Here is a 19381-nt window from a genome sequence, read left to right as displayed (position 1 = left end):
ATTGAAAAAGAAATTTGCATTTGTATTATCGTTAGTGACGAGCTTATTGCTTCTCGCAGCTTGCTCATCAGCAGATGGGACTTATGTCTATCAAGGTAGCATGCCATTTATGGAAGAAGCAACTGTGACTATCCAAATCAAGGGTGATAAGGGACAAGTTCATACCAAAGGAAAAACGATTGGTTTCCTAACAGAGGGCCAGCAAACGGAGCAGACAGATGAGATGAAGGTCAACCAGAAAGAAAAGACTTTTGAATTATCTTCAATGAAACTAGGTTATGAGATTAAAGGTGGAGAGTTGATCATTACTTCAGATCCTTCTGGTATACTAGCTGGTAAATCTTTTAAAAAGAAATAAAAGGAGGTATTATGTCCAAGAAAAGTATCTTAAGTGGCTTGTTATTGGCTAGCTCAGTGCTTTTATTAGCAGCCTGTGGGCAGCAAGCTAGCCAGACGAGTGAAGGTGAGTCGTCTGACGCTACAGTCCAAACCAGTGCTTCAGAAGCGAAAAAAGCTGAACAAGCCAAGATTGATTACCAAATCGTCTATCAGAATATCTTAGACTCCTATAGAGAGCGAGTTAAGACAGCGCAAAATCAACAAATGCCACAGAAGTCGACAGGTGACAAAGAAGAGTCTTATATTGATTCCATTTTGTTTGATTACAAAGGGATAGATATCAGCTACACTTTCTACGATATCAATAAGGATGGGAAGAAAGAACTGCTGATTAAGCAAGATAAGATTCTACTTGGGATTTATTATCTGACAGATCAGGGAGCTCAGCTGGTCAAGTCTGGTGGAGTAGCTGGAAGAGGCGGAGAACGTCAAATCTTGATTCCTTATGAAAATGGAACTATCTCTTACTTGATTTTCAGTGCTTCTAGGCCAGAGGCCATTGCTAAAACCTATCTCTTTGCAGATGGTCGTTATCAGGAAGCCAGCTCAGTCAACTATGATTTAAGAGAGACAGATGATCCTTCAAGTTTACAAGGGCTAGATGGGATTAAAAAGCTTGATTTGGAAGGTTTGAACTGGTTGATTTTTGATGATGCTTCAGCTAGTCGTCCCTTTATTGACCTAGAGGAGCAGGCTAAGGGTCCTGGTGCTCATCTGGCTGAGATTCATCAGAAAAACTTTAGCAGTATCAAAGGTACTTGGAAGAATAATAAGGGTGGCGAAGTCACTTTTGATGAGAATGGCTTTACAAATGGTGCGGTCTTGACTCCAGCGGCACCGCAGATTGTAAATAATATGGCCAAATTTGGCATGGGATCAAGTTCAGGACCTGGAGGTGCATCTGTTACTCTCATTCCGCAAGGAGTTGTGCATCCAGACTTTAATGCAGGCGATGCAACTTATACAGATGCATCTGACAGTAGCAAGGATCGGTTGTTGATTGCCCAATATGCAGGTGCATTATCCGATCCAAACGAATTTTATTATAAGGTTAGTGAATAAAAAAGGAGAAATAAAAGATGAAACTAAAACACGTATTGACAGGATCAGTGATGGGGTTGAGCCTCGTAACAGCAGGCGTTATCACAACAAGTGTGCTCCCAACAAGCAGTGTAGAAGCAGCAGAATACCGTAAGGTCTATGCTGATGTCACTGCCCAAAAGGGACTAGATGGAAACTTTTACTTGGAAGTAGTTGGAGATCATCCAGATGTCTCTGTTTCAAGTAGCTTGTTAAAGTCTTTTGAAGTTTTAGAAGCAGATACAGGACGAGTATTAATTTCAAACGGTACTTTAAGGATTGATCCAGTTACAAATGGGGAAGCTAAGAAAAATGTTGGTAGAGCAAAGTTTAATTTATCTTTGCGAAATGGGAACCCTTATCCAGATGGTACTTATCTGGTTTCGTTTAAAGATTGGACGCTTTCTCATGAATCAGGTTACTTCACTTTAGTTGGAGCTATTAAATTGACAATTAAAGATGGAGAATTTGTGAAGTATGAAAAAGTTAACTTAAAACCAACATCAACACCAAAATCTGAGCCAAAAACTCCTGAACAACCAAGTGGAAAGAATGGTTGGGTAGGTCGTTCTTACTACCAAAATGGTCAAAAAGTTATCAGCCAATGGATCTATGATTCACAGTATAAGTCTTATTTCTATTTGAACGCTTCTGGTGAGTACGTGGAAAATGCTTGGGTAGGGAACTACTATCTCAAGTCAGGTGGCTACATGGCTAAGAGTGAATGGATTTATGATGGCAACTACGGTTCTTACTATTACTTGACATCAGAAGGAAGCTATGCACGTAATGCTTGGTCAGGAAGTTATTACCTCAAATCAAATGGTAAGATGGCTAAGAGTGAGTGGATTTATGACAATAACTACAAATCATATTACTATTTGACATCAGAAGGAAGCTACGCTCGTAACAAATGGATAGGAGATTATTACCTTAAATCAGATGGTAAAATGGCTGTTAGCGAACGTACACCAGATGGTTACCGTGTAGATGGATCTGGTAAATGGATTAAATAATTCCATTTTGGTTATACAAAGGAGATTTTAAGTGGAAGAGTTGGAAAATAAGGTAAACGAAGAGACTTCAAATAACACAGAAGTTTCGGAGCAAGAGCCTATAGTCAAACAAGAAAGTGAAAATGCAAATTCTGTAGCTCCTGTCTCAGGTCAGCTAGGATTTGTGGATAAAGTAAAACAAATCATTGAGACACGACGTAAGGAAACTCTTGGTGTACTGATTGTTGTTGGACTTGCAATTATCGCTTTTGTAGGCTATAACTTTTATCAAGGGCAACCTAAAAGTTTAGCAAAAGAAGTCAGGGTTGAATTTTCAGGATATTCAGAATCAGGGACTTTGACTTATAATGAAGAAGTGATTGCGGCAATGATTAAGGAACTATCCTACAAAAAGGCTGGATTTAACAAGGAACAAGCTCAGGCCCTTGCTCAGAATGATCCTGTGGCCCTATCGGCTTTAGCAACCAATCCGCAATTAGCCTCAAAAGCTGCCCTAGCTAAGGCTATGATTAACAGTGTTCGTTATGAGTTTGATAAGAAAAGTGAGTTAAAAAATGGAGATGAAGTGACTTTTACAGTCACAACAACTTCGCAAAATTCACCTGTTAAAGCTGAAAAGAAAACATTTAAAGTTGAAACACTAAAGGAATATGAAAAAGTTTCAAAAGAAGACCTCTTGAAATTGACACCTGTAAGTTTTGAAGGCTTCAATGGTTATGGTCGAGTATCTATTCCTGAAACAAAAGACGAAGAAGATATCTTCACTATTGATGGTGATTCTAATCCTAAAGATTTGAAAAATGGTGATAGCATCAAACTTGTGGTTCGTGATTACTATTTGAATAAATTGAAAAAAGAAGGGAAAGTACCTGCAGAAAAGAGTTTTGAAGTTCCAGTTTCAGGCCTAAAAGAGGTCAGTGAGATTAAGGAATTAAAGGACATTCTTAAGAAAATTGATGACTACAGTAAGTCTGAAAACAAGAATAGCTCTTCATCTTCTTATACACTAGAACCTCAAGTAACCTTCTTAGGAGTATTTTCATCAAGTGACAGTGCTTATGAAAATATTATATCTTTAAGCATTCTCTATAAGGTCACTGAGACCAAATCTGATGGATCTAAAGATACTCATTATAAAGATTATAGTTATGCAGCAGGAGTCAAAAAAGATGGCAGTGTAGATATGGATAAACTAGAAAAAGGGCAGTTTAAAACTACGACAGATTTAGAAGAATTGAAATCATATTTTTCTGGTTCTAATTTCAAAGAATATAAGCAGTGATAGTATTAAATTTGAAACTCATCAACTCAGATTGGTGAGTTTTTTCTAGTTTGACAGTCTATTGAAATAAGACTATAATCAAGCTGTATCAGTTTTCGAGGAGGTTTAGATGTACTTTAGATTGGAAAATAAGGAATCTCATAAGGCGCAAGAAATTGGGAATTTGATTCGTGCTTATAACCGTTCCAAAAGAGAAGAGGCTGAGAGTGAGGCATTGAATCTTTATGTTGAAGATGAAAAGGGCAATCTTCTAGCAGGCTTGGTAGCAGAGACTTTTGGAAATTGGTTGGAAATTGAGTATTTGTTTGTAAAAGAGGAATTGCGAGGGCAAGGAATCGGTTCAAAACTATTGCAACAGGCTGAAAGTGAAGCTAAGAATCGAAACTGTCGTTTTGCATTTGTCAATACTTACCAGTTTCAAGCACCAGACTTTTATCAGAAGCATGGCTATAAGGAAGTCTTTAGGTTACAAGACTATCCTTACACAGGGAAAAGATATTACTACCAAAAGGATTTGTAAGGAGAATATGAAATCATAAATCAAAGAGGGGGGCTTGACATCAGTATGGAGGTAGGATGGTGGCTATGGGTAACATTTAAGGAGATTCTCGACAAATACCAGTTAAATCCTACAAATTGTGTCTTTCTAGAGGATATTGAGGACAATACAATCGCAGTTGAGAAATTAGATGTGAAATCCTACGATGCTGTAGATGTTTTGAGAAAATTGAATAAGCAGAAAATTCTCTATCATTTAGGTGGTAGAGAGTTTTTTGTTAATAAAACATTACAAAATGACATTTATATATTGCATTGAGCTATGGCGAATGGGCTCAGAAAAAATTTGAGCAAGACATGGATGAACTGGAGAGTGGAGAATAGCTTGTTACTCTTTTCTCAATCCAGCTAAAATGTGATATAATAGTACTAATTTATTGGAATACATGAAAGTTTTTGAGAATTTTCATGGGTTTCTAGTTAAGGAAGTAGGAAAAGTATGTATCCAGATGATAGTTTGACATTGCACACGGACTTGTACCAGATTAACATGATGCAGGTTTACTTTGACCAAGGGATTCACAATAAGAAGGCAGTTTTTGAGGTGTATTTCCGCCAGCAGCCTTTTAAGAATGGCTATGCGGTTTTTGCAGGTTTGGAAAGAATTGTGAGTTATCTTGAAGACTTGCGTTTTTCAGATAGTGATATTGCCTATTTGGAGTCGCTTGGCTATCATGGGGCATTCTTGGACTATCTCCGCAATTTCAAGTTGGAGTTGACCGTTCGTTCTGCTCAAGAAGGGGACTTGGTCTTTGCTAATGAACCGATTGTGCAAGTTGAGGGTCCTCTAGCCCAATGTCAGTTGGTTGAAACGGCCCTTTTGAACATCGTCAACTACCAGACTTTGGTAGCTACCAAGGCAGCCCGTATTCGTTCAGTCATTGAGGATGAACCTTTGATGGAGTTTGGAACACGTCGGGCTCAAGAAATGGATGCGGCTATTTGGGGAACACGCGCAGCGGTGATTGGTGGTGCCAATGGAACTAGCAACGTGCGTGCTGGTAAACTCTTTGACATCCCTGTCTTGGGGACTCATGCCCATGCTTTGGTACAGGTTTATGGTAACGACTATGAGGCCTTCAAGGCCTATGCTGCGACCCACAAAAATTGTGTCTTTCTTGTGGATACCTATGATACCCTTCGCATCGGTGTGCCAGCTGCCATTCAGGTGGCGCGTGAGCTGGGTGACCAGATTAACTTTATGGGTGTGCGGATTGACTCTGGGGATATTGCCTACATTTCTAAGAAAGTCCGTCAGCAATTAGACGAATCTGGATTTACAGAGGCTAAGATTTATGCTTCTAATGATTTAGATGAAAATACCATCCTAAACCTCAAGATGCAAAAGGCCAAGATTGATGTCTGGGGCGTGGGTACCAAGCTGATTACAGCCTATGACCAGCCAGCTCTTGGTGCAGTTTACAAGATTGTTGCAATCGAAGATGAAAATGGCCAGATGCGCAATACCATCAAGCTGTCAAATAATGCTGAAAAAGTGTCTACGCCAGGTAAGAAGCAGGTGTGGCGCATTACCAGTCGTGAAAAAGGCAAGTCAGAAGGCGACTACATCACTTATGACGGTGTGGATGTGAGCGACATGACTGAAATAAAGATGTTCCATCCGACTTATACCTACATCAAGAAGACCGTTCGTAATTTTGATGCTGTTCCTCTATTGGTGGACATCTTCAAAGACGGGAAATTGATTTACAACCTGCCTAGTTTGACTGAGATTCAGGATTATGCTCGTAAGGAATTTGACAAGCTTTGGGATGAATACAAGCGCGTGCTTAATCCACAGCACTATCCAGTAGATTTGGCGCGTGATGTATGGCAAGACAAGATGGACTTGATTGACAAAATGCGCAAGGAAGCCCTTGGTGAAGGAGAAGAAGAATGAGTTTGCAAGAAACGATTATCCAAGAGCTGGGTGTCAAACCAGTGATTGATGCCCAGGAAGAAATCCGTCGTTCTATTGATTTCTTAAAAAGATACCTGAAAAAACATCCCTTTCTTAAAACTTTTGTACTAGGGATTTCTGGGGGACAGGACTCAACCTTGGCAGGTCGCTTGGCCCAATTAGCTATGGAAGAACTGCGAGCTGAAACGGGCGATGACAGCTACAAATTTATCGCTGTCCGCCTGCCTTATGGAGTGCAAGCTGATGAAGCAGATGCTCAAAAAGCCCTTGCCTTTATCCAGCCAGATGTCAGCTTGGTTGTGAATATCAAGGAATCAGCTGATGCCATGACAGCTGCAGTTGAAGCGACAGGTAGTCCTGTCTCAGACTTCAACAAGGGCAATATCAAGGCTCGTTGCCGTATGATTGCTCAGTATGCCCTTGCTGGTTCCCATAGCGGAGCGGTCATTGGAACGGACCATGCTGCGGAAAATATCACAGGTTTCTTTACCAAGTTTGGTGACGGTGGTGCGGATATTCTCCCTCTTTACCGCCTCAATAAGCGTCAAGGAAAACAACTCTTGCAGGAACTTGGTGCAGACCCAGCCCTTTATGAAAAAATCCCAACAGCAGACCTAGAAGAAGACAAACCAGGCCTAGCTGACGAAGTAGCCCTCGGAGTCACTTATGAAGAGATTGACGACTACCTAGAAGGCAAAACAATCAGCCCAGAAGCCCAAACAAGAATTGAAAACTGGTGGCACAAAGGCCAACACAAACGCCACCTACCCATCACCGTATTTGATGACTTTTGGGAGTAAAAAGGTCCGGGGGACCTTTTTACCCCGAGTATAGAAATAAGAAAGCGAAGGAGGTCCGGTGGACCTTTTTAGCTTATTGTCTTAAGCTTAGAAAGCGAGGTAGCGTCATTAAATTTATTGGTACGCAAATATTACAGACAGAACGTTTGATTCTGAGAAGGTTTGTGGAGAGTGATGCGGAAGCCATGTTTCAGAATTGGGCTTCATCTGCTGAGAATCTGACCTATGTCACTTGGAATCTTCATCCTGATGTTGAGGTGACTCGGAATTCGATTCGAAATTGGGTTGCATCCTATACCAATCCCAACTATTACAAATGGGCCATTTGTCTCAAAGAAAACCCAGGGCAAGTGATAGGAGATATTAGTATCGTTGAAATGAATGAGATTGATTCTAGCTGTGAGATTGGGTATGTGCTAGGCAAGGCTTACTGGGGTCATGGTATCATGACGGATGCCTTGAAAGCTGTGTTAGACTTTTGTTTTACTCAAGCAGGCTTTCAAAAAGTCAGAGCACGATATGCCAGTCTTAATCCAGCTTCAGGCCGTGTCATGGAGAAGGCTGGAATGTCCTATCTAAAGACTGTTGTAAATGGGGTTGAGCGAAAAGGCTATCTTGCGGACCTTATTTATTATCAGATAAGTAGGGAAGACTAGTAAAATTTCTTTTCAGTTTCCATCAAAGTCAGACCTTGTCTGGCTTTTTTTGTACCATTTTTACATAACCTGATTAAATTCCTATTTTTCCCTATCATTGTCCCTGTTTTTTCTGGAGTTTTGGGGCTATAATAGTCCTATCAAATCAAAGAATGGAGGAAGGCAATGGATAATATAATCTTTTTTATCAGTGTTTTTCTTGCTGGAATTCTTTCCTTCTTTTCTCCTTGTATTTTACCCTTGTTACCGGTCTATGCAGGGGTCTTACTGGATGACAAAGATGGTTTTCATGCTTCTAGTGGCAAATTTTCAATCTCAGTTGTTAGTTTATTGCGAACTCTGGCCTTTATAGCGGGTATTTCTTTTGTTTTTATCTTGCTGGGTTATGGAGCTGGTTTTTTAGGAGATTTGCTGTACGCCTCTTGGTTTCAATATGTGACAGGTGCGGTTATCATTCTCTTGGGTTTGCACCAGATGGAAGTCTTACATTTTCAGGGACTTTACAAGGAAAGAAGGCTACAATTACAGAGACAGGTGCAAAAGGGTAAGGGCTATAGTCAGGCATTTTTACTGGGCTTGACCTTTAGTTTTGCTTGGACGCCTTGTGTGGGGCCGGTTCTTGGCTCTGTTTTGGCTTTAGCGGCTTCAGGTGGCTCAGGTGCTTGGCAGGGAGCTGGTCTCATGTTGATTTACACGCTGGGTTTGGCGCTACCATTTTTGGTTCTAGCTCTAGCCTCCAGCTATGTTTTAAAACATTTCCGAAAACTTCATCCTTATCTAGGAACCCTCAAAAAAGTGGGTGGTTTCCTCATTATCGTGATGGGAATCTTGGTGCTTTTGGGAAATGCTTCCATTTTGACTACATTATTTGAATAGAGAGGAAAAAGAAATGAAAAAATGGCAAACATGTCTCCTTGGAGTAGGCTCAATCTGTTGTTTGGCAGCCTGTTCGGCTAAAAATATATCAGACGAATCTACTATGAAGGAGCAAACAAAAACAGAACAAGTCAGTGCGCAAACTGCGACTAAAGGTCAGGCGGTTGGTGATTTTGAACTGATGGGAGTAGATGGCAAGACCTACCGCTTGTCTGATTACAAGGGAAAGAAAGTCTATCTCAAATTCTGGGCGTCTTGGTGTTCCATCTGTCTAGCCAGTCTTCCAGATACGGATGAAATTGCTAAAGATGCTGGTGATGATTATGTTGTCTTGACAGTGGTCTCTCCTGGACACAAAGGAGAACAAGCAGAAGCGGACTTTAAGAATTGGTACAAGGGTTTGGATTATAAAAATTTCCCAGTTCTAATTGATCCATCAGGCAAACTTTTGGAAAGTTATGGTGTCCGTTCTTATCCAACTCAAGCCTTTATAGACAAGGAAGGTAAGCTAGTCAAAACGCAACCAGGTTTTATGGATAAGGATATGATTTTAAAAGAATTGAAAGAAATGGGGTAAAGAAAGGTCATGAATGATAAAGTAAAACTTTTTGTCTTGGCAGGGATTTTTTTCCTAGCCATAAGCGGTTTCTATTTTCTATTGATGCGAAATGCAGGGCAGACAGATAGCTCGCAAATTGAGAAAGCGTCAGTTAGCCAAGGAGGAAAAACAGTGAAAAAAACAGAAGTGAGTAAAGATGCAGATTTGCACGAAATTTATCTAGCTGGAGGCTGTTTCTGGGGAGTGGAGGAATACTTCTCACGCGTGCCTGGAGTGACAGATGCCGTTTCAGGCTATGCGAACGGTAGAGGGGAAACAACCAAGTATGAATTGATTAACCAAACTGGACATGCGGAAACCGTCCATGTCACCTATGATGCTAATCAAATTTCCCTCAAGGAAATCCTGCTTCATTATTTCCGCATTATCAATCCAACCAGCAAAAATAAACAAGGAAATGATGTGGGGACCCAGTACCGTACCGGTGTTTATTACACAGATGAAAAGGATTTGGAGGTAATTAACCAAGTATTTGATGAGGTGGCTAAGAAATACGACCAACCTTTGGCAGTTGAGAAGGAGAACTTGAAGAATTTTGTGGTGGCTGAGGATTATCATCAAGACTACCTCAAGAAAAATCCAAATGGCTACTGCCATATCAATGTCAATCAGGCTGCCTACCCCGTTATCGATGCCAGCAAATATCCTAAACCAAGCGATGAAGAATTGAAAAAGACCTTGTCACCTGAGGAGTATGCAGTTACCCAGAAAAATCAAACAGAACGGGCTTTCTCAAACCGCTACTGGGATAAATTTGAATCTGGTATTTATGTAGATGTCGCCACTGGCGAACCCCTCTTTTCATCAAAGGACAAGTTTGAGTCTGGTTGCGGCTGGCCTAGTTTCACCCAACCAATCAGTCCAGATGTTGCTACTTACAAAGAAGATAAGTCCTACAATATGACACGCATGGAAGTGCGGAGTCGAGTTGGAGATTCTCACCTTGGCCATGTCTTTACAGATGGGCCTCAGGACAAGGGTGGCTTGCGCTACTGTATCAATAGTCTCTCTATTCGCTTTATTCCTAAAGACCAAATGGAAGAAAAAGGCTATGCTTATTTACTAGATTATGTCGATTAAGAAGTCTTTCCTAAGCAGTTAGAGGAGAATTTTGCTATACTGATACTAGTAATTGACAAAGGAGTAGAGCATGACCTACACAATCTTAATCGTAGAAGATGAATATCTGGTAAGACAAGGCTTGACCAAGCTGGTCAATGTAGCAGCCTACGATATGGAAATCATCGGTCAGGCTGAAAATGGAAGGCAGGCTTGGGAATTTATACAAAAGCAGGCGCCAGATATCATTTTAACTGATATCAACATGCCTCAGCTAAATGGCATCCAGTTAGCCAGTCTGGTCCGAGAAACCTACCCTCAGGTGCATCTAGTTTTTTTGACAGGATACGATGATTTTGATTATGCCTTGTCTGCTGTCAAACTAGGTGTAGATGACTACCTGCTTAAGCCCTTTTCTCGTCAGGATATTGAGGAAATGTTGGGGAAAATCAAGCAAAAGTTGGACAAAGAAGAGAAAGAAGAGCAGTTACAAGATCTATTGACTGATAAGTTTGAGGGAAATATGGCTCAGAAAATCCAGTCCCATCTGGCTGATAGCCAGTTTAGTTTAAAGTCTTTAGCAAATGACTTGGGCTTTAGTCCGACTTATCTGAGTTCCTTGATTAAGAAAGAGTTGGGCCTGCCTTTTCAGGATTATCTGGTAAGAGAGCGTGTCAAACAAGCCAAACTCTTACTCTTGACCACAGATTTAAAGATTTACGAGATAGCCGAAAAGGTTGGCTTTGAAGACATGAACTATTTTACCCAACGCTTTAAGCAGATTGCAGGTGTGACACCTCGTCAGTTTAAGAAGGGAGAAGGCCGATGAAGCGTTCTTCTCTTTTAGTCAGAATGGTTATTTCCATCTTTCTGGTCTTTCTCATTCTCCTAGCTGTAGTTGGGACTTTCTACTATCAATCTAGTTCCTCTGCCATTGAGGCTACTATTGAAGGTAATAGCCAAACAACCATCAGCCAGACTAGCCACTTTATTCAGTCTTATATCAAAAAATTAGAAACCACCTCTACCAGTTTGACCCAGCAGATGGATCTCTTAGCCTATGCTGAGAATCCCAGTCAAGACAAGGTCAAGGGAATCCGAGATTTGTTTTTGACTATCTTAAAGGCAGACCAGGACTTGAAAGCTGTAGTTCTGGTAACCAAATCCGGTCAGGTCATTTCTACAGATGATAGTGTGCAAATGAAAACCTCCTCAGATATGATGGCTGAGGATTGGTACCAAAAGGCCATTCATCAGGGGGCTAAACCAGTTTTAACACCAGCTCGTAAATCAGATAGTCAGTGGGTCATTTCTGTTACTCAGGAACTTGTTGATGCAAAGGGGGCTAATCTTGGCGTACTTCGCTTGGATATTTCCTATGAAACTTTGGAAGCCTATCTTAACCAACTTCAGTTGGGTCAGCAGGGTTTTGCCTTTATCATCAATGAAAACCATGAATTTGTCTACCATCCTCAACACACAGTTTATAGTTCATCTAGCGAAATGGAGGCTATGAAACCCTACATCGAGACAGGTCAGGGCTATACTCCTGGCCATAAATCCTACGTCAGTCAGGAACAGATTGCAGGAACTGATTGGACGGTTATAGGAGTGTCTTCATTGGAGAAGTTAGACCAGGTTCGGAGTCAGCTCTTGTGGACCTTGCTTGGAGCCAGTTTCACATCTCTTCTTGCCTGTCTCTGCTTGGTGTGGATTAGTCTTAAACGTTGGATTGCTCCTCTGAATGACTTGAGAGAAACCATGCTGGAGATTGCTTCTGGTAATCAGAATCTTCGTGCCAAGGAAACTGGTGCCCATGAACTGAGAGAAGTGACTCGTCAGTTCAATGCCATGTTGGATCAGATTGATCAGCTGATGGCGGATATTCGCAGGCAGGAAGAAACGACCCGTCAGTACCAACTTCAAGCCCTATCGAGTCAGATTAATCCGCATTTCCTTTATAATACCTTGGACACCATCATTTGGATGGCTGAATTTCAGGATAGTCAGCGCGTGGTTCAGGTGACTAAGTCCTTAGCGACTTATTTCCGCTTGGCGCTCAATCAGGGCAAGGACTTGATTTGTCTCTCTGACGAAATCAATCATGTCCGCCAGTATCTCTTTATCCAAAAGCAACGTTATGGAGATAAGCTGGAATATGAGATTGATGAAAATCCTGCCTTTGATAAGCTAGTCTTGCCCAAGCTGGTCCTACAACCTCTTGTAGAGAATGCTCTTTACCATGGCATTAAGGAAAAGGAAGGTCAGGGACATATTAGAGTTTCTGTTCAGAAACAGGATTCAGGATTGGTCATCCGTATTGAGGATGATGGAGTGGGCTTCCAAGATGCTAGCGATAGTAGTCAAAGTCAGCTAAAACGTGGGGGAGTTGGTCTTCAAAATGTTGATCAACGGCTCAAACTTCACTTTGGAAAACATTACCAAATGAAGATTGATTCTATTCCCTCAAAAGGTACGACAGTTGAAATATACATAAATAGAATAGAAACTAGCTAACTCCCAGTCAATTCTGGGAGTTTTATGCGTAATTGGGCAAGCTTTCTAGGTTGTCTATCTTGCTAAAAAGTAGAAAAAACGATATGATAGATAATGACAAAAGAGGTATCAAGTATGAAGGAAAAAGACATTCAAAGAGAAACAAGCCAGATTGTAGAAGATGTATTGGAAAAGGCCAATTTGAAGCAGGGATCCATCTTTGTTTTGGGCCTCTCTTCTAGTGAGGTGATAGGTGGTCAGATTGGCAAGGAATCCAGCCAAGAAATTGGGGAAATCATTGTGAAGACCATTCTAGATATCCTAGAGGAAAAAGAAATTCATCTAGCTGTTCAAGGTTGTGAACATGTCAATCGGGCTCTCGTTGTTGAACGTCAGGTTGCAGAGCAGTTTGGTCTGGAAATCGTCAGTGTCCTTCCTACCCTTCATGCAGGAGGGTCAGGTCAGTTGGCAGCCTTCAAGTTTATGCAAGATCCAGTTGAGGTTGAATTTATCAAGGCTCATGCTGGATTGGATATCGGAGACACTGCAATTGGTATGCATGTCAAGCATGTTCAGGTTCCGATTCGCCCTCTTTTGAGAGAAATTGGGCATGCCCATGTAACGGCTCTTGCTAGTCGTCCAAAATTAATTGGAGGTGCGCGTGCGCATTATCCGCAAGATTCTATTAGAAAGTCGTAAGAATGAAAAAAACAAAACAACAACTAGAAAAAATCACCAAATATTCCATTCGTAAGCTAACTGTTGGGGTAGGTCCTGTAGCCATTGGTGCCTTCCTTTTTGGTGCCAGTACCCTTTCAGTAGATAAAGTGCATGCCAATGAAGTTGGTGGAGCTCATAGCGTTCATTACCGTTATTTGGCGGAGCAGGAATTGACCGAGTCTGAAAAAGCCCTGATTCATCATGAGGTTCCAACAGAATTTCAAGATGAAGATATTCTTTATGTAGTTTATCGTAAGAAGGCAACTACCAATCAACAACTTCCTTACACAGGAAGTAAGGAGCTAGCCTTGGCAGGTCTTGGTTTGGCAACGGCCTCACTAGCAGTCTTTTTGGTGTCCAAAAAAGGTCGCAAAGAAGTCCTAGGTGTTCTCTTGATTGGTTCTTTAGGAGCCAGCACCTTTGTACCTTATGGAACATTTGCGTTTGAAAACAAGGAATTGCTTTCTTATAACCAAACTATTTCATCCTCTACACATGAAGGCTTGGCTGAAGGGATTATCCACATTGATGGCTATGAGTACATTGGATACTTCAAGGAAGCAGAACTCCATCCATCAAGACCAGCTTCAGCTGAACAGCCTCAGTTGCCAGTCGAAAAGAAAAGTTCAAAAGAAATCGAGAAAACTGAAGTCGTTCAAGAAAGACCTGCTGTTGCTTCAGAAACTATCGTTGAGAATCCTGTAGTAGAGACTCCAGTCGCTCCTGCGGTTGAAGCAAAACCAGTTTCTGAGAAGCCTCAGACAAGACAGGAAGAGAGCTTGGTGGAGATTCCTTTTGAAACAATCACAAGCCCAGATGCGAATCTAGCAGAAGGACAGACTCGTATCGTCACAGCTGGAGTAAAGGGTCAGCGTCGTCTTTTAACTAAAGTATCGATGGTCAATGGTCAAGAGGTTAGAGAAGTCGTTGAAGACCAAGTGGTTCAAAATCCTGTTTCTCAAGTTGTTGCATTAGGAACTAAGAAATCGGTGCAACCTGCTCCAACTCCAGTGCCACAAGCTGAACCAAGTCGCCAAGTAGCTAAAGGTACACAAGAAGAAGGTAAGACAGGACAATCCTTAACGCAACCTGAATTGCCAGAGGCTCCAGTAGAAGCCAAAGGAACTCAAGAAGACGGTAAGGCAGGACAATCTCTAACGCAACCCGAATTACCAGAGGCTCCAGTAGAAGTAAAAGGTACACAAGAGGAAGGTAAAGCAGGTCAAGCTCTTGTACAAGAACAGTTACCAGAGTACAAAGTAACTGAGGGAACCCTTGTTGAAACATCGTCTACAGACCTAGACTACAAAACTGAAACGATTGAGGATCCAACCAAGTATACGGACGAAGAAACTATCGTAAGAAATGGTGAAAAAGGTAGTCAAGTTACTAAAACAACTTATAAAACAGTAGAAGGTGTTAAAACTGACCAAGTTCTTTCAGCTAGTACAGAAGTAACCAAGGAACCTGTAAACCAACAGGTAAGTCGTGGGACAAAACCAATTGAAGGAACTCTTGTAGAAGAAAGTCTTGAAAAGATTCCATTTAAGGAAGTTGTTAAAGAAGATGATCAACTGAAAAAAGGCTTAGAAGTTGTAGCTCAAGAAGGTAAAGAAGGTCAGAAAAAAATCACCAAGACCTTTAATACCATTAAGGGAATTAAAACAGAGGACGCTCCAAAAGTTACAGAGGAAATCCTTGAGGCACCTCAAGATAAAATTTTGAAACGTGGTACCAAGAGCTTTGAAAAACCAGTATTGACCATCACAGCAGTTGAATCTAAGGATTTGAAGCGTACTTCAGATGTTAAGTACAGTCTAGAAAATCCAAGTAAGGCAGCCATTAAATCTATCACCCTAACTCTGAAAAAAGGTGATGAGATTGTGAAGACATTGAATATTTCACCAGATGACTTGACAACTACCCTGACAGATTTACAGTACTACAAGGATTATAAACTTGAAACGAAGATGGTTTATGACCGTGGTGAGGGTGATGAGGAAGAAGTTCTGAAAGAAGAACCGCTAAGAATTGACCTCAAAAAAGTTGAAATTAAAAATATCAAAGAAACAAGCTTGATGAGTGTGGACGCTGAGGGTAACGAAACAGACACTAGTTTATTGACAGCAAAACCAGCTGATGTTGCCCCGCTTTATTTACGAGTGACCACTCATGACAATAAAATAACAAGACTGGCTGTTGACAAGATTGAAGAAGTAGAAAAAGACGGAAAAACTTTATACAAAGTCACTGCCAAAGCACCTGATTTGATTCAACGGAATGCTGACAACACGCTTAACGAAGAGTATGTTCATTACTTTGAAAAACAAAAAGCAAAAGAAGGTAATGTATACTATAACTTCAAAGAATTAATTGAAGATATGCAAAAAGAACCGACTGGTACCTTTAAGCTTGGTAGCAATATCAATGCTGCCAACGTTAAACCAGCAGGAAAATCTTATGTAACCAATTTATTCAAAGGTACATTATCAAGTACGGAAGGAAATCATTTTGCGATTCATAATATTACTAGACCATTATTTGGGAACATCGAAGGTGGTTCAGTAAAAGACCTACAATTAGAAAACGTCAATATTGAAATGCCTTGGGCAAATAATGTTGCTCCATTGGCAAATGTTGTAAAACGTGGAAATATCGAGAATATTAAAGTCACAGGTAAAGTTTCTGCTGGAAATGATATTACTGGTATGGTGAATAAATTAGACGAAAGTACAATGACAAATGTTGCTTTTATCGGTAAACTTCATATTTCCGGTGATAAAGGAAACTGGGCTGGTGGTCTAGTAAGTGAAAACTGGAGAAGTAACGTTGATAAGGGCTATGTTGAAGCGGACGTTACTGGAGAGGCTGCTCGTTTTGGTGGAATTGTTGCTAAAGTAAATCATGGTACAGATCCACGAGATGTTGGACAAAAAGGATTCTTGAAGAATTCAGTTGCTAAAGGAACTATCGATATTAAAAAACCGATTGAAGTTGGTGGATTAGTACATTCTAACTGGTCATGGGGACTTGTTGAAAACAATGTAACAATGATGAAAGTTAAGAATGGTGGAGAGATTCTATACGGTTCCAAAGATTTAAATGACGATAAATATTTTGGTGCTGATTGGGTAAGAAATACAAACTTTACTGTTAATGATGTTAGTGAAGGGCTTCAATCTTATAAACTTTCTAATAAATGGAAAGGAATTTCACAAGACGAAGCAAATAAAAAAATTGAAGCAATGGGAATCACTGCCGATAAATTCGAAAGCACACTTCCTGTTGAAGATAAACTGAACAACATTGTAAGTAAGGCTGATCAATATAAAAATATTGATGACTACGACGCATCGCGTGAGCTTGCTTACCGAAACATTGAAAAACTTCAACCATTCTATAATAAAGAATGGATTGTTAACCAAGGTAATAAGATTCCTGCTGGTTCTAAATTATTAACTACAGAAGTTTTGTCTGTTACTGCTATGAAAGGAAATGACTTTGTCACAGACCTTACAGATGCTGATCACATTATGATCCATTATGCAGATAAGACAAAAGAAATTAAAGCTATTACACAAAAAGAATCGAAGGTTCAACCAGTTCGTGAATATAGTATTAACGATTTAGGTGATATTGTTTACACACCAAATAGGGTTGTTAAAGATCGTGCCGATTTGATCAGTGCTATCGAAAGTAAATTGAGTCCAGTTGAATTGCAATCTGATGATGTTTATAAATTATTTGGAAAAAATGGTGACGGAAAAGTTAACGCAATTAAGAACCTTTACTTAGAAGAAAGCTTCAAGTATGTTAAAGATAATCTTAATCAATTCGTTACGAAGTTAGTGGAAAATGAAGATCACCAACTGAACACAGATGAAGCTGCAAAACGTGCCTTGATTAAGAAAATTGATGACAATAAAGCTGCAGTTCTTCTTGGTTTGTCTTACCTCAACCGTTACTACGGAGTTAAATTCGATGACTTTAACATTAAAGAGTTAATGTTATTCAAACCTGACTTCTACGGTAAGAATGTTAGTGTCTTAGATAGAATCATCAATATTGGTTCTAAAGAAAACAATGTAAAAGGTGACCGTACTCACGATGCATACCGTGAAGTGATCGCTGGTGCTACTGGTAAAGGTAATTTACATGAGTTCTTGAAATACAATATGGAACTCTTCACAAGTGACACAGACTTAAACGATTGGTTCATTAAAGCAACTAAAGATAATGTATATGTCGTTGAACCAACAACTACAAATCCTGCATTCGCAGATAAGAAACACAGAGCTTATGAAGGATTAAATAACGATGTTCACGGTAAGATGATTCTTCCCCTTCTGAACCTAAAAGATGCACATATGTTCTTAATCTCAACATATAACACTATGGCATATAGCTCATTTGAGAAATATGGTAAGTATACTGAAGCTGAGCGTGAAGCATTCAAAGCTGAAATCAATAAAGTCGCTAAAGGTCAACAAAATTACCTAGACTTCTGGTCACGCTTATCATTGGATAAAGTTCGTAACCAACTGCTTAAGAGCAACAATATGGTACCAACTCCTGTGTTAGATAACCAAAACTATAAAGGAATCAGCACAGATAAATACGGACACACTGCTAGTGGTAAAGATGTTGCGCCAGTACGTGAATTATATGGACCAACAGGTCGTTATCATGCAACAGATGGACGAATGGGAGCGGTAGCTCGTGTTTATCCTAAACCATATAAAGATGATTCTGTTTTCTTCATGGTGACAGATATGATTAGTGACTTTGGTATTTCAGCCTTTACTCACGAAACAACTCACGTAAATGACCGTATGGTTTATTTAGGAGGTTCAGGACATCGTGAAGGTACTGACTTAGAGGCATTTGCACAAGGTATGTTACAATCTCCTGCTGAATCAAGTCCAAACGGTGACTTTAAAGCATTAGGATTAAACATGGCCTATGAACGTCCAAATAACGGAAACCAATGGTATAACACTAATCCAAATGACCTTGCATCTCGAGAAGAGATCGATCATTACATGAAAGGTTTCAATGATACGCTCATGCTTCTTGATTATCTAGAAGGTGAAGCCGTTCTTGATAAACACGATAAAGAACTAAACAACGCTTGGTTCAAGAAAGTGGATAAAAAACTACGTGGAGCGAATACGAAGAATCAATATGATGTAGTTCGTGATCTGAATGCAACAGAAAAAGAATATGAGTTGAATTCTGTTAATGATTTAGTAGAGAAAAACTTCATGACAAAACATGGTCCTGGTAATGCTACATATGACCCAACTGGATTTGGAACTGCCTATGTAACAGTGCCTATCACTGCAGGTATTTATGGTGGTAATACAAGTGAAGGAGCTCCTGGCTCAATGTCATTCAAACATAACACCTTCCGTATGTGGGGTTACTATGGATATGAAAAAGGCTTCCTAAACTACGCTTCAAATATGTTAAAAGCTGAATCTAAAAAAGCTGGTAACGCTACTTTAGGTGACGACTTCATCATTAAGAAAGTTTCTGATGGTAAATTTACTTCTCTAGAAGCTTGGAAGAAAGCATACTTCAAAGAAGTTGTGGATAAAGCGAAAGCAGGATTTAACCCTGTTACAATCGACGGTACTACATACAGTAGTTATGACGAATTGAAGAATGCATTTGCTGCAGCCGTTGAAAAAGATAAAGCTACTCTTAAAAATGGTTCAGTTAAGTTTGATAATACTGTATCACTTAAAGAGAAACTATACAAAAAACTTCTTCAACAAACAAACAGCTTTAAAACTTCAATCTTTAAGTAATTTTATTAGTCCTGAAGGGACTGACTTAATATCAAAAAGGAGAGGCAAGTTGTACTGACCCCAAAAAGTTAGACAATTAATTTAAG

At 40.1% G+C, this 19381-nt stretch carries 16 protein-coding genes and 1 pseudogene; all 17 read left to right on the top strand.

Going from position 1 to position 19381, the window contains the following annotated elements:
- Position 1: 1 nt before the first annotated feature.
- Entirely contained in the window at positions 2-358 is a 357-nt protein-coding gene (locus JQ841_RS02735) for a hypothetical protein (RefSeq protein WP_203180054.1), read from the top strand.
- A gap of 11 nt (positions 359-369) precedes the next feature.
- On the top strand, positions 370-1461 hold the full coding sequence (locus JQ841_RS02730) for a DUF6287 domain-containing protein (protein WP_203180053.1): 1092 nt from the start codon (positions 370-372) through the stop codon (positions 1459-1461).
- Positions 1462-1478: 17 nt separating this feature from the next.
- Positions 1479-2495 (top strand): cell wall-binding protein, encoded by a 1017-nt coding sequence (locus tag JQ841_RS02725; RefSeq protein WP_203180052.1) that lies wholly within the window; start codon positions 1479-1481, stop codon positions 2493-2495.
- Between the two features lie 31 nt (positions 2496-2526).
- The gene (locus JQ841_RS02720) at positions 2527-3777 is read left to right on the top strand and encodes a hypothetical protein (protein WP_203180051.1); all 1251 of its coding nucleotides are present in this window, start codon (positions 2527-2529) and stop codon (positions 3775-3777) included.
- Between the two features lie 109 nt (positions 3778-3886).
- Positions 3887-4297, top strand: coding sequence for a GNAT family N-acetyltransferase (locus tag JQ841_RS02715; RefSeq protein ID WP_203180050.1), 411 nt, complete (start codon positions 3887-3889; stop codon positions 4295-4297).
- Between the two features lie 45 nt (positions 4298-4342).
- Entirely contained in the window at positions 4343-4594 is a 252-nt protein-coding gene (locus tag JQ841_RS02710; protein WP_203180095.1) for an HAD family hydrolase, read from the top strand.
- A pseudogene (locus JQ841_RS10360) lies at positions 4594-4659 on the top strand (DUF6773 family protein); the annotation flags it as partial. The gene JQ841_RS02710 and the pseudogene JQ841_RS10360, both read left to right, overlap by 1 nt.
- 115 nt (positions 4660-4774) lie before the next feature.
- Complete coding sequence (locus JQ841_RS02705) at positions 4775-6235, top strand: nicotinate phosphoribosyltransferase (protein WP_203180049.1); 1461 nt, start codon at positions 4775-4777, stop codon at positions 6233-6235.
- A complete protein-coding gene (nadE, locus tag JQ841_RS02700) occupies positions 6232-7056 on the top strand; it encodes an ammonia-dependent NAD(+) synthetase (RefSeq protein WP_203180048.1) in 825 nt (274 codons plus the stop codon). Before JQ841_RS02705 ends, nadE begins: the two co-directional genes overlap by 4 nt.
- A gap of 107 nt (positions 7057-7163) precedes the next feature.
- A complete protein-coding gene (locus tag JQ841_RS02695; RefSeq protein ID WP_203180093.1) occupies positions 7164-7712 on the top strand; it encodes a GNAT family N-acetyltransferase in 549 nt (182 codons plus the stop codon).
- A 165-nt stretch (positions 7713-7877) separates the two neighbouring features.
- The gene (ccdA2, locus tag JQ841_RS02690; RefSeq protein ID WP_203180047.1) at positions 7878-8588 is read left to right on the top strand and encodes a thiol-disulfide oxidoreductase-associated membrane protein CcdA2; all 711 of its coding nucleotides are present in this window, start codon (positions 7878-7880) and stop codon (positions 8586-8588) included.
- A 13-nt stretch (positions 8589-8601) separates the two neighbouring features.
- Positions 8602-9165, top strand: coding sequence for a redoxin family protein (locus tag JQ841_RS02685; RefSeq protein ID WP_203180046.1), 564 nt, complete (start codon positions 8602-8604; stop codon positions 9163-9165).
- A 9-nt stretch (positions 9166-9174) separates the two neighbouring features.
- Positions 9175-10287 (top strand): peptide-methionine (R)-S-oxide reductase MsrB, encoded by a 1113-nt coding sequence (gene msrB, locus JQ841_RS02680; protein ID WP_203180045.1) that lies wholly within the window; start codon positions 9175-9177, stop codon positions 10285-10287.
- A 70-nt stretch (positions 10288-10357) separates the two neighbouring features.
- Positions 10358-11095, top strand: coding sequence for a response regulator transcription factor (locus JQ841_RS02675; protein WP_203180044.1), 738 nt, complete (start codon positions 10358-10360; stop codon positions 11093-11095).
- Positions 11092-12783, top strand: a complete 1692-nt coding sequence (locus tag JQ841_RS02670) for a cache domain-containing sensor histidine kinase (RefSeq protein ID WP_203180043.1) — start codon at positions 11092-11094, stop codon at positions 12781-12783. Before JQ841_RS02675 ends, JQ841_RS02670 begins: the two co-directional genes overlap by 4 nt.
- 114 nt (positions 12784-12897) lie before the next feature.
- Positions 12898-13461, top strand: coding sequence for a TIGR01440 family protein (locus JQ841_RS02665; RefSeq protein WP_203180042.1), 564 nt, complete (start codon positions 12898-12900; stop codon positions 13459-13461).
- Between the two features lie 2 nt (positions 13462-13463).
- Positions 13464-19295 carry a ZmpA/ZmpB/ZmpC family metallo-endopeptidase gene (locus tag JQ841_RS02660; RefSeq protein ID WP_203180041.1) on the top strand — a complete coding sequence of 1944 codons (5832 nt, stop codon included), beginning with the start codon at positions 13464-13466 and terminating at the stop codon, positions 19293-19295.
- Positions 19296-19381: the final 86 nt, after the last annotated feature.

Origin of the sequence: Streptococcus mitis (assembly GCF_905187535.1) — a bacterium.
Lineage (GTDB): Bacteria > Bacillota > Bacilli > Lactobacillales > Streptococcaceae > Streptococcus > Streptococcus mitis_BS.
This window is presented reverse-complemented; position numbering and strand designations above follow the sequence as displayed.

Excerpts from the sequence above, each read along its gene's own strand:
- JQ841_RS02730 (WP_203180053.1), top strand. The coding sequence starts at position 370 with ATGTCCAAGAAAAGTATCTTAAGTGGCTTGTTATTGGCTAGCTCAGTG.
- JQ841_RS02725 (WP_203180052.1), top strand. The coding sequence starts at position 1,479 with ATGAAACTAAAACACGTATTGACAGGATCAGTGATGGGGTTGAGCCTC.
- JQ841_RS02715 (WP_203180050.1), top strand. The coding sequence starts at position 3,887 with ATGTACTTTAGATTGGAAAATAAGGAATCTCATAAGGCGCAAGAAATT.
- JQ841_RS02710 (WP_203180095.1), top strand. The coding sequence starts at position 4,343 with ATGGAGGTAGGATGGTGGCTATGGGTAACATTTAAGGAGATTCTCGAC.
- JQ841_RS02705 (WP_203180049.1), top strand. The coding sequence starts at position 4,775 with ATGTATCCAGATGATAGTTTGACATTGCACACGGACTTGTACCAGATT.
- nadE (WP_203180048.1), top strand. The coding sequence starts at position 6,232 with ATGAGTTTGCAAGAAACGATTATCCAAGAGCTGGGTGTCAAACCAGTG.
- ccdA2 (WP_203180047.1), top strand. The coding sequence starts at position 7,878 with ATGGATAATATAATCTTTTTTATCAGTGTTTTTCTTGCTGGAATTCTT.
- JQ841_RS02685 (WP_203180046.1), top strand. The coding sequence starts at position 8,602 with ATGAAAAAATGGCAAACATGTCTCCTTGGAGTAGGCTCAATCTGTTGT.
- msrB (WP_203180045.1), top strand. The coding sequence starts at position 9,175 with ATGAATGATAAAGTAAAACTTTTTGTCTTGGCAGGGATTTTTTTCCTA.
- JQ841_RS02675 (WP_203180044.1), top strand. The coding sequence starts at position 10,358 with ATGACCTACACAATCTTAATCGTAGAAGATGAATATCTGGTAAGACAA.
- JQ841_RS02670 (WP_203180043.1), top strand. The coding sequence starts at position 11,092 with ATGAAGCGTTCTTCTCTTTTAGTCAGAATGGTTATTTCCATCTTTCTG.
- JQ841_RS02665 (WP_203180042.1), top strand. The coding sequence starts at position 12,898 with ATGAAGGAAAAAGACATTCAAAGAGAAACAAGCCAGATTGTAGAAGAT.
- JQ841_RS02660 (WP_203180041.1), top strand. The coding sequence starts at position 13,464 with ATGAAAAAAACAAAACAACAACTAGAAAAAATCACCAAATATTCCATT.